Annotated in this window: 5 protein-coding genes and 2 tRNA genes; all 7 read right to left on the bottom strand. The window is 33.3% G+C overall.

Annotated features, from left to right (window positions below; translation table 11 throughout):
• Positions 1-6: 6 nt before the first annotated feature.
• Positions 7-834: a glycoside hydrolase family 16 protein gene (locus tag HM981_RS15940; RefSeq protein ID WP_179339798.1), complete on the bottom strand. Its 828-nt coding sequence runs from the start codon at positions 832-834 to the stop codon at positions 7-9.
• Positions 835-870: 36 nt separating this feature from the next.
• The gene (locus HM981_RS15945; protein WP_179339799.1) at positions 871-2,760 is read right to left on the bottom strand and encodes a glycosyl hydrolase family 16; all 1,890 of its coding nucleotides are present in this window, start codon (positions 2,758-2,760) and stop codon (positions 871-873) included.
• Between the two features lie 12 nt (positions 2,761-2,772).
• The gene (locus HM981_RS15950) at positions 2,773-5,940 is read right to left on the bottom strand and encodes a glycosidase (protein ID WP_179339800.1); all 3,168 of its coding nucleotides are present in this window, start codon (positions 5,938-5,940) and stop codon (positions 2,773-2,775) included.
• 355 nt (positions 5,941-6,295) lie between these two features.
• Complete coding sequence (locus HM981_RS15955; protein WP_246286323.1) at positions 6,296-9,100, bottom strand: triple tyrosine motif-containing protein; 2,805 nt, start codon at positions 9,098-9,100, stop codon at positions 6,296-6,298.
• 585 nt (positions 9,101-9,685) lie between these two features.
• Positions 9,686-9,769 (bottom strand) — tRNA-Leu (locus HM981_RS15960).
• Between the two features lie 46 nt (positions 9,770-9,815).
• Positions 9,816-9,887 (bottom strand) — tRNA-Gly (locus HM981_RS15965).
• 97 nt (positions 9,888-9,984) lie between these two features.
• Positions 9,985-12,597, bottom strand: coding sequence for a DNA mismatch repair protein MutS (gene mutS / locus HM981_RS15970; protein ID WP_179339801.1), 2,613 nt, complete (start codon positions 12,595-12,597; stop codon positions 9,985-9,987).
• Positions 12,598-12,795 lie beyond the last annotated feature (198 nt).

The following is a 12,795-nucleotide window of genomic DNA, read 5'->3' on the forward strand; positions in this document are numbered from 1 at the left end:
TATATTTTATTGGTAAACTCTCACATAGTCTACAAGCATTTCTTGAGGAAACACAGTAGAATCTGTCGGTGACCCAACAAATCCTCCTCCTACGGCAACATTCATAATGATATAAAAATCATCATTGAATACCCATTCTCCTGGAACATCTGCTGGTGTAATTTGATTATAAAGAACATCATCTACATAATAATTGATATAATTCTCTCCCCATTCAACACCAAAAACATGAAAACCAGTATCAAAACGATCGTTTGTTAATTCATAAGATTTAAAAATTGATTCTCCTCCTGAATAACCAGGACCATGAATTGCCCCGCTTACTAAAGTTGGCTCTTGCCCTCGATTTTCCATGATATCTATTTCACCAATCTGTGGCCAAACTTCTGTACCATTACTATCATCACCCAACAACCAAAACGCTGGCCAAATGCCTTGTCCCCAAGGTAATTGTATTCTAGCTTCAAAACGTCCGTGTTTTTGTTCGAATTTACCTCTAGTTAATACTCTAGCCGAAGTATAGTTAGAGCCTTCAAAAGATTCTTGACGCACTGTAAATTTAAGCATGCCATCTTCTACTATAATATTCTCTGAACGGTCTGTGTAATATTGTAATTCATTATTTCCCCAACCATTTTGACCTGTACCAATATCGTAACCCCAAATTGTAGGATCTGGCGTACCTGGCGCATTAAACTCGTCAGACATAGTTAAACTTGTTAAGTTTGTTACTGTTTGTGTCTCATCAGTTGAGCAACTAATAAATGTAACTAATGTAACAACAGTAAATAAAAATACTGTTATAGATAATTTGTTCTTTATTGATGATCCCATATTAATTTGTTTTTAAATATTTTTAATTTTCTGATTTTAATTATGGAAATAAATGTTATCTAAGTAAACATCCCCATTTCCATCAAATTTTAATTGAATAATATCTGCAAGATCTACAGGATTAAAATCAGCTAATGGAATTTCTAAACTTACCCAACCAGAAGTTGTAGGCACTGTTAGAGCTTTAGCCTTCTCAACTGGCCCAGAACTTATTAAAAAAGCATTGAGTGCTGTAGAGTTTGCTGTGAAATAATCGATGTGCAAATGCGTCATTCCAGATACATCTTGGGTAGTACCCAATTGAAGACCTTGATAATCTAAGCCTGCATATTTTAACGTATTATTACCTACAACAGATTCTTGTGTAACTACAGTACCTTGTCCCCAATCAGGGTTTAATTCAGAACCTGCTACATTAGCATAAGCATCACTAAAAACTGAAATTACGTTAGCTTCTGGTAAAGTTGGTGTAGGTGCTGCCTCAGAAGGCACCGCAGATAATTCATAAAAATATATATTATCTACAAAAACATCTGTAATCGTTGCGTCAGAAATAAATACCACTTGAGCCAAATTTGATCTACTTGTTAAAGCAGCAAAATCTGAGATTGGAACATCTATACTCACCCAATTATCTGCTACTAAAGTCGTATTAGTTAATGTTAATTGGTCTGCAGAATCATCAGTACCACCAAACGCATTGTCTGCTCCAATATCCTGAAGTTTGACTTGTAAATAATCTCCTGAGCCAATATTACCTTGCACTTGAATATCTACATGAAAATGCGTCATTTGAGATACATCAATCGTTGATACATCTACAGCAAATTGAACTCCAACAAAGTTAAGTTCTGTATATTTTATAATATTATCACCATCAACCTCAATATCATCCTGGCCTTGTGTGGTTTGATAAGGAGCCCAATACCCATTGTAATAGTCTACAGGTTCGTTTGTATAAGCGTCACTAAAAATTGAAATAACATTCGTGGCATTTACGGTAGGCACCGGAGCTGGACTAAAACTACCTAAAGATGTAATATTTAAAGATCCATCCGCATCTACTCCATCTAGAGTGGCCGTTATTATTGCTTCACCACCACCAACTATTGAAACTACTCCTAATTCATTGACTGTTGCAACACTAATATTTGAAGATGTAAAAGCAAAATAATTTGGTGCTGCTTCTACTGTTTGATCAATACCAGACGCTAAATGATAGGTTTGTGTAAGACCTGTTAATTCAATTGTTGCACCTGTAAAAGTTTCCTCAGCTTGATTGTTACCAAATAAAATTGCTGGTCTTGGTTGAGCTACTGTTCCAAGGTTTTCAAATTGAATATCATCGAACCAAACCACATAACCGGAACCACCTGTTGCTTGTGTACCTGCAGCATACCAAAACACACCACGCTCTTCTGTTAATTTAGAAGGATCGGGAATAGGGATTGTATACTTTGCCCAGTTAGTTCCTACACTTAAATCACTAGCATTGACCTGAAATTTGTTTTCTAAAAAATCCTGTCCAAAACCAACAGCATCTACACTAACTCCTTGAGATGCTTTTGCCCAAAATGTTAATGCGTCATACCCAGATAAATCTCTTCCGGCTCCATCTATTCTTAAAATAGCACCTGCATAATTACCTGTTGGGTCATTTGAATTAGGTACATCTATACGGTAAGACGATGAGCTATCATAACCTTCTTCAGTGTCTACTGAGAATGCATCTAATTTTGAACCTTCAAAAGGAAAATAAAAATTACTTCCCATAGATATAAAGTCATCAATAAATACTTGACCAACCTTTGCGAAAGTTGCAGGTACAGCATCATCAGTAAGATCTCTTTCACATCCTAATGTTAGTGTTAAAACCAACCCTAAAACGAATGCTCTTTTAATTTTAATTAATCTTTTATTTTTCATTTTTCGCTTTTTTTATTTTCCAATATTAATATGCACATACGTTCTAATCTCCCATTCCGAACCGTCAGGGAACCCAACAGGACTTATAGGTGCAACTTCAAATTCTGATGCTGCCAAAGGAGAATATCTTGGCGAATTAGCATCAAGTGAACGCCAAGTTCCTCTTATACCAACTCTAGTACTTGGTAAGATGAACCAATCTGGTTTTCCTAATGACGTAGAAACATCTAGCATTAACTGTACTGGATACGTTAGGTTAAAATCTTTATGGTAATCAAAAGGTCCCCAATCATTAATTTTGACATGTGTTTCAACTTTCATATTATTATAAATCATTCTTACATCTCCACCAAATCTCTTAATCAATCTGTCACTATCACCATTTGCCTGACCGTTACCATAGTAGAAATTTCCAATAAGCCCTAGATTTGGAGTTAACTTAGAAACCATTCTTGTGCTTGCCTCCCATAAATCTTCTGCTGGTGCAGACTCTGCAAATGCAAAGAATTGTCGATTAGCTAAGAAACCAATATGTGCATCTTGCTGTGTAGGAAGGTGACGATAAACAAAACCAAGATTCATTGCGAATTTAGCGTCTTCAGAACGATCATTATCCCATTCGTACATCCATGTTCCTGGTGTAGGATCGAAAGTAATTAACATTTCACCTGCCGTAGTTTCTCTATTACCTCTAACAGCAAATGGATCTGAAATTACATTTCTTAATCTTCCCGGAGCTTCAACATCACTTGGCATTGCATCTACTAATGGTTTTTGCCATAAGAAATTAGGCGCAATTTGAAAATCTCCAACTGTATATGTAAATCCTGCAAGGATATTAGATTGGTTTCCACTTCCGTTATCTTTTAATTTCCAACCAGTAAATGTTTGTGTTTGGTCTGCTCCTGCATTAGCAACCAGCCCCATAACAGCACCTTGAGCATAAGCATTTATTTTTCCACTTTGAAATGTAATTTTGGCCTTTCCACCCCAATTATCTTTACTCGTCACTTTATCTTCATAAACCGTATAGTTTCCTGAACTGCCAGTTACATCTTGAAATGAACTACCATTTAAAGGACTTCCTGCCCAAATAGCTCCAGCAGTAATTCCGAACTTACCAAAATCTCTTTCTATAGCTATTGTTGCTCTCTCGGTTGGCCATGCAGGAATTATACCACTACTAACTTGATTTGCATCCAATATACGTTGTCCATTTTCATCAAATTTAAGTGACGTTTGAAGGTCTCTATGGTAAACACCAGTCATATCCCATTTTCCAACCTTACGACTGTACTTAAGTAAAGCTGTTGGATTTGCTCCCCACCAAAGTTGAGGACCAAAAGCCGCTTTTAAACCATCTAAATCACCTTTTCCATCAATTTCTAATCCTAGAATTTCACCACCATAAATATCTAAGTTTGGTCCATAATTTGCTTCTGGATATAGGTTGAAAAAATCGCCTTCATAAGCCCAATGATAATGACCTGTACGGTAAAAACCTCTTAAATCAAAGTCTTTAGCATTCCACTCAAATTCAGCATCATATATGTTCACTCTATTTACATCTGTAAGCGTTACTTCACCGTCATCCGAATTTACGGTTACTGCTCTAGATCTGTTTTCATAAAAAATTTCATCTATAGGATTTCCTGCTACATTACCAACAACGTTAAAGTTTACATTGGCTCTCATATTAGCAGCAGGATTAGCTTCAATACCAATAAAATAAGATTCCATATGATCAAACCCTAATTGATTTGGGTAAGCATCTGAATCCTCATCTATGTTATCTGGTGTTGTAATTAAACTTCCTCCAGTACTAAATGTAGAATACTCTGCAGTAAGTCTACTAATTCTTATTTTTTGAGAATCATTACCACCTAGTAATGCTTTATCTCCCCTAGCTCTTAAAACACCATCCATTAAATTAATATTAGAAAAATAATTTCCAATAAAATCATTAGTCATATCCTCATCATAAGGATTTAATTGATGTGCTTCTTTTAAGGTGTAATATGCTGCACGTGGATATAATGTATATAGCCCTCTCTCATTTGTTGGTCCTTTAGCGCAAATTCCAAACCATTCTTCATTCATATTGTTACTTCCATCCTTCATATCTAAGTAGTAACCACCATTAGCCCATGATGCATTATTATCATGAACATCTAAGTTTTTGGTTTGACCAAATTTCCACCAACCGTCACTAAATTGAAATGTAAAACCACCAATAGCATTTCCAGCTTTTCCTAAACCTGCAGCATTCTCATAAATATCTTTCCAGTTATTTACCATATAAAACGCTTGAGATTTTTGATCTTCTTGGTTTTCAAGAGCGTTAAAAGCATCAGCTCCAAACTCAGTAAACAGTATTGGTTTATTTAATTTTTCTTTAACTACTTGAAATGCATCACCGAAAGAGACACCACGATACATGTTTGTTCCATATATGTCTACGTCTTTACATTCTTCGGCAATAATATCAATGAACAAAACATCTCCATTACAAATAGCTACTGGAATAGAAGAATTGATTTCCTTCATTTTAATTGCAGCATCATTCATGAGCTTATACATTGGTCTCCCACGTTTTTCACCAACTTCTTTTCTTTTAGCTTCTTCATCCGGAAAATCCTCAGTTTCTGAACCAGCCCAGAACAAACCGTAGTTATTTTCATTTCCTAATAGAAACATTAATAATCCAGGAGTATCCTTGTAAGTCTTTGATAATTCAGTGATTTCAGACATTAATATTTTTTGAGTTGCATCATCTCTATAATCTGTAACAGGAACCCAACTACCATTGATAGTTAAACCATATCGTCCAAATGAATGATTAAGCATAGTATAGATACCATAGTTTTCATAGATATACGTGATCCATTTAGGCTGAATACCTGTGTACTGTCTAATTGCATTTACGCCCATGTTTCGCAACAATCCCATTTCCGCATCTAATGCCGCTTTTATAACATCATCAGATTGTTTCCATAAACTGTAGTTATAATTAGTACCAATTGGCACATAACCCCAATTCATACCGTTAATCATAAAATCTTCACCATTAACTACCAATTTCATTCCGTCATCAGCTTTTAAAACTGACACTTTATTTGTTTGGCTAAAGGCAGGAATTACTAATAACAATAACATTAACCTTATTAAGTTATTTCTCATAATTATATTTTTTTGAAGTTTTAATTATGGTAATTTCTATTAACACTTATTGAAGCTTGACTGAAAACTTTCATCATTAAAATGACAGTTATGAGTGTTAAGAGATTCATTATCATAATCTATACATGTAAATTTATACAAATTGATTCACGAATTCTCAAAAAAACGCTATACAAAAAACATACAACGCAAAAAATATGACTTAAAATTGCTAAAAAAGTACAGGATCGCCCTAAATCTAAGGAATCAAAGAAATTAACTTCACCTTAACAAATATCTAGAAGACAGTTAACAAAGGATTAAAAACAGGTGTTGTATAGGTGTTGTATAGGTAAAAACAGGGCTTGTATAGGCGTTACAGGTCAATAATATAATTAGATAAGCTTTGATCATGGGCCAAATCCATCTTTTTACGCAAACGATAGCGTTTAACCTCAACGCTTTTATGAGAGATGTTAAGCAGCGGTGCAATCTCTTTAGATGATAGATTTAACCTTAGATAAGCGCACAGTCTTAAATCGCTTGCTGTAATTGCTGGATGAAGTGATTTTATCTTCTTCATAAAGTCTTTGTCGACATTATTGAAGGCTTCTTCAAATAATTTCCAATCCCCTGTATTGTTTATGCTTCGGTTAATTAACTTAATAACTTTAGCTATTTCATTTGGAGATTTACTATTAGACAACTCATCCTTAATGTTACTCAACAATTCATTACGTTTAACCAAATTCATAGTCGCCATACCAAGCTCCCTATTTTTATTGTCAATATCTAATTGTAAATTCTTATTTTTAAACTGTATTAACTGACGTTGATTTTCTAATTGTTCAAATTCTAATTGTCGCTCTTTCTTTTCAATTAGTTTTTGCTGTTGTTTTTTAAAGTGCCTTTTATTGTAATAATACAGCACATAAATAAAGAGCAAGACTAATAACGCATAGACCACTATTGCAAGTGGTTTTATATACCATGGTTTATTTATTTCAAACTCATAAGACACGGTATTATTTGAAACAATACCACCTACCATAGCTCTGACTTCGAAAACATAATCACCATGAGGAAGGTTTTTAAAGAAAGCTTGAGGATTTGAAGACCAGTCACTCCAGTTATCATAAAAACCCGTTAACCTATACTGATATTTTGAAGATAAAAATTTACTAAAATTAGTAACACTATAATTAAATTTAATATTATTAGCTTTATTTGCTAGCGTAGAAGAACCATCCAAATCCAATGCTTTGAGATCATTCAAAACACCTCCATATTCTATACCTGTTAAATGAACACCTAAAGAATGTCCATTTACCTTATTCAAGTCTATAGTTAAATAACCTTCTGTAGTACCAATTAAATAGATATTACTCCCTAAATTAAGTATGTTTTCAAATCCAGATTTAGTTTTACGCACTTCACTAGAAATAGGTATCGTATTAACTGTAGGCTCATTAGACAATTTACCCGGTTCCATGTAAACCATACCACTTTTTGAAAATCCCCATAACTTATTATTTTGAGAATCATTGAATAATCTCCCGGAAACATACTCATCTCCGCCAAGTAAATCACTTAATAGAGTATTCTCAGTAAACTCTTCACGCTCTGCATCGTAAACAAAAAAACCTTGTTTATTACTGTAATATATATCATTATTATATTTGGCAATGCTAGATTTAAATCCTTTTTCTTTAGGTAATTTCTTGTAATCTATAACGTTTCTAAAATCATTATCGATCAAAATTTTAAATACACCTTTATGCTCATGATTTATCAATAACTCATTAGATTCTAAAAATTCTATGTTCCTAGAAGAGATATTAAAACCCTCTATTTTATTTCTAATACTCCAAGTATCATCATTTTTTTCTAAAATATTTAAACCCTTATAATTCCCTTGAATTAATAAATTAGGATAATCCTCTAACTCCTTAACTACCCAAGTTCCTATCTCACTAGAGATCTGTTCTGCAACTGATTCCTTTATGATATAAGTTCCCTTATCATGACCACAGAATAAAACACCTTTTATAAACGACAAAAACCAAACTTGTCCTGTTGTGCCTTTAATAAGCTTAAATTGTGATTCGCTATTTTTAAGCTTATAAAATAAACCCTGATTAGTACCTAAATAACGAAAGTCTTCAGTTTCTGCTGCAGTATAAACAGTACCTAAAACACCTTGCTTATCTGTATACACTTGAAATGGAGAATTTATGTTTAAAACGTTAATGCCATTATCTAATCCAAGCCATATATTTCCATAACCATCTTCTAAAAAAGACAATACCGTATTATTACTTAATCCATCAGACTGGTCAATTGACAACAAATAATTACCCTCTTTGTCTAATTGCACAATGCCATTTGAAATAGTACCTAAGACAAAACTTCCGTCAGCTAACCTAGCACTACTGTAAATACTTAAACTTTCTAATAATTGATCTGAAGTGATATCCCATTTATTAAGCTTTCGGTTTTCAAATTTATAAAAACCATGTTCAACAGTCTGTAAGAGTAAACCCGTATCTAATTTAAAAATATTGATTAACTCATTATTATCTATATCTGCTGCGGAAATAATTAAGTTCTCGTTCCCATTTACAATCTCAAAGACTCCTATATCATTTTTTTGAAAAAAGATTGTTTCATCAACTTTAAACATTTTATTTATTCGGCTGTCTGATTCAATAATATTGAAGCTATTCTCTTCTATATTAAAAACATAAATGCGTTCAAAAGACTGAAACAAAACATAACCTTCAATATCTATTATCCCCCAAAAATCCTCATCTTCTTTTATTGCAAAATTCTGATTTTCACTGAGGGAAGCGTACTCCAATACACCCTTTTTATTCTTAGCCCAATAACCAAACCCCATATAACCACCTGAATAAATCTTATCTCCGACAGATTTAACAGTCCTTAAAATAGCATTGTTTGGAGAATTATAAAGTGTCCATGACGCCCCATTATATTCTAACAAACCTTTATTATTTGCAACATATATAAAGTTACCTGTAGATTGTGTTATAGCCCAATTTTGATCTTCAGCTCCATAATCTTGAGGCGAAAACAATTGAATAGGAGGAATCTCTTGCGCTAGAACAACTAGTGCAAAAAACATAAAAAAACCGTAAAGACAATATTTAATTAAACTCATTCAGCACAATTCTACATAAAATGAATCTATCTTTCATGAAAAACAGAATTCACATTTGTTAAGGCTCTAATATAATGAAATAAGCAGACCAATAAGTCGTTGTAGTGGCAAATATTAAATCTGTATGGTAAAATGCAAAGATTAACAAGCTCTTTTTATATGAGAATTATTATCAGTTGAATTATAAGTCCGCTACTATAAAGACTAAATAAACATCTGCGCACATTCTTTATTAAATCTAACGGTTGTTTTTTGTTTTCACAAAAGAGAAATAACATTCTTATACCAGATATTTAGTTTCAAACCTATGTTTAACTAAATAATCAATGAAATAAATACAACAGCATATCACGATTAACAAACTTATTTCCTTTAAAAAACTATTTACTAAACATAAAGAACTAATGCCTATCCCATATTTTAATATAAAACAAAAGATGTAAGCGTTTAATTAAATTGAAGAAAGGTGAAATTTATACTTTTTGATTTAAAAAAAGCACTTTTAGAAATGATGTATGCAATTTGTGTGGAACGTATATTTTTTAAACCAAAAAAGTCGAAACTTTCGTTTCGACTTTTCTTTTGTACTGAAGACGGGACTTGAACCCGTACGTCCTAATGGACATTGGATTTTAAGTCCAACGTGTCTACCAATTCCACCACTTCAGCATCTTGATTACAGACTGTAATCAAATTGGTATTTTATATAAAACAGAGCGAAAGATGGGATTTGAACCCACGACCTCCACCTTGGCAAGGTGATGCTCTACCCCTGAGCTACTTTCGCAATTTATTTTTAAAGAACTTTTCGCTCTGAAAGCGGATGCAAATTTATAATTTTTATTAGACTTTCAAAGCTTTTTTTAAAATAAATTATTTTTTTTTTACGCTTGGTTCTTTTTTATCAACATTCGCTTGATTTCATTGAGTTTCATCAAGGCTTCAACGGGTGTTAATGTATCAATATCTGTATTTAAAATCTCCTCTTTAATCTCCTCTAAAAGAGGATCATCGAGATTAAAAAAGCTTAATTGCAAATCATCTTTTATAGTTTTTACTTTATCAGTTAGCTCTTCACTTGAATGTGATTTCTCTAATTTTGATAAAATTTTATTTGCACGTCTAATCACTTGTTGAGGCATTCCTGCCATTTTTGCCACGTGAATTCCGAAACTATGTTCACTTCCTCCTTCAACCAATTTTCTAACAAAAAGTACATTATCCTTTAATTCTTTTACTGCTACGTTGAAATTCTTGATACGACCAAACGTTTCCGTCATTTCGTTTAACTCATGATAATGCGTAGCGAATAATGTTTTCGGTTTTGAAGGATGCTCATGCAAATACTCACTAATGGCCCAAGCGATTGAAATTCCATCATAAGTACTCGTTCCTCTTCCTATTTCATCTAACAACACTAAACTTCGGTCTGAAATATTATTAAGAATAGAAGCCGTCTCATTCATTTCTACCATAAAGGTAGATTCTCCCATAGAAATATTATCACTCGCTCCTACTCTAGTAAATATCTTATCGACTAAACCGATTCTTGCTTCACCTGCTGGCACAAAACTTCCTATTTGGGCTAATAATACAATTAATGCGGTTTGCCTTAAAATTGCCGACTTACCAGACATGTTTGGTCCAGTAATCATAATTATTTGCTGAGATTCTCTGTCTAAATACAAATCATTAGCAATATATGGCTCACCAATTGGTAATTGCTTTTCAATTACAGGATGACGACCATCCTTTATTTCTAAATCGTAACTATCATCAATTAGTGGATAGGTATATTTATTGGCTTTTGCCAAACTTGCGAAACCACATAGACAATCTAATTGCCCAATTAATTGCGCATTTTGCTGCACCGAAATTATAAACTGATGCATCCATTGTACCAATTCGGCAAATAACTGTTGTTCAATTGTAGAAATGCGTTCTTCTGCTCCTAAAATTTTTGCTTCATATTCTTTCAGTTCTTCTGTAATGTAACGTTCTGCATTTACTAGCGTTTGCTTTCTAATCCATTCTTCTGGAACTTTATCTTTATGTGCATTTCTAACTTCAATGTAATAACCAAAAACGTTATTTGAGGCTATTTTTAACGACGTGATGCCTGTACGTTCGCTTTCGCGCTTCAACATATTATCTAAATAGGTTTTTCCAGATTGCGACAAACCTCTTAATTCATCTAATTCTTCTGAAAACCCATCCGCAATAGATTTTCCTTTTAAGATATTAACTGGTGCTTCTTCGTTTAAAGTTTCTTTTATCTTATCGCGAAGTAAATCACAACGATGTAAATTATCTCCTAATACTTTTAAAGCTTCGTTATTGCAAGTTTCTGCAACCGACTTTATTGGAACAATAGCTTCTAAGGAGTTTTTAAGTTGAATCACTTCACGTGGACTTACCTTAGTCGTGGCTATTTTTGAAATGAGACGCTCAATATCTCCAATATGTTTTATTTGCCCTTGAATATCTTGAAGCACAGATTCATTCTCCAACAAATACTTTACTACTTCATGGCGTTGTTTTATTTTCTCGGCATGTTTTAGAGGTAAAGCCAACCAACGTTTAAGCATACGTCCTCCCATTGCAGAAATCGTCTTATCAATGACATTGATTAACGTTACTGCGTTTGCATTGGTAGAATTGTAAAGTTCTAGATTACGAATCGTGAATTTATCCATCCATACATAATCATCCGTTGCAATTCTCGAAATCATTGCAATATGTTCTAATTTATTATGACGTGTTTCACCTAAATAATGCAATACAACTCCTGAAGCGATAATCCCTTCATACAAATCTTCAATACCAAACCCTTTAAGTGTTTTAGTGTTAAAATGTTTGGTTAATGTTTCATGAGCATAATCGGCTTGAAACACCCAATCTTCCAAATAAAACGTATGAAAATCATTCCCAAAGGTTTCTGTAAATGCTTTTCGGCTTTGTTTTGAAATTAAAACTTCACTTGGATTAAAATTCTGAAGTAGCTTGTCAATATATTCTGCATTTCCTTGAGAGGTTAAAAATTCACCTGTAGAAATATCTAAAAAAGCGACACCTATTCGTTGCTTTTCAAAATAAACGGCTGCTAAAAAGTTATTAGATTTTGAATGCAAAATATCATCGTTAAAAGCTACTCCTGGTGTTACTAACTCAGTAACGCCACGTTTAACAATGGTTTTCGTTTGCTTTGGGTCTTCTAGTTGGTCGCAAATAGCAACACGCTCGCCCGATTTTACCAATTTTGGCAAATACGTATTTAAAGAATGATGCGGAAAACCAGCCAATTCAATTTCACTTTCGCTACCAGCTCCACGTTTGGTTAAGATAATATCTAAAATCTTTGACGCCTTTACAGCATCGCTACCAAAAGTTTCATAAAAATCACCAACTCTAAATAATAATAACGCGTCAGGATATTTTACCTTGATGGCATTATATTGTTTCATTAATGGTGTTACTTTTTTTGCTGCTTTTGCCAATGGAAATCTGGTATTAAGTTATATTTTTGCTTAGACTATTTTCAGAATTGCAAGTTTGCTAAATTACTTATATTTTAAGGTCTATTAAAACCGAAAGACTAGAAGTTATTTACAGATGTTGATAAGTGAAATAAGCTGTCATTCCTGCGCAGGCAGGAATCCATAATAGGAATTAAATAACAAATAGATTCCTGCCTG

Origin of the sequence: Winogradskyella ludwigii (genome assembly GCF_013403985.1) — a bacterium.
Lineage (GTDB): Bacteria > Bacteroidota > Bacteroidia > Flavobacteriales > Flavobacteriaceae > Winogradskyella > Winogradskyella ludwigii.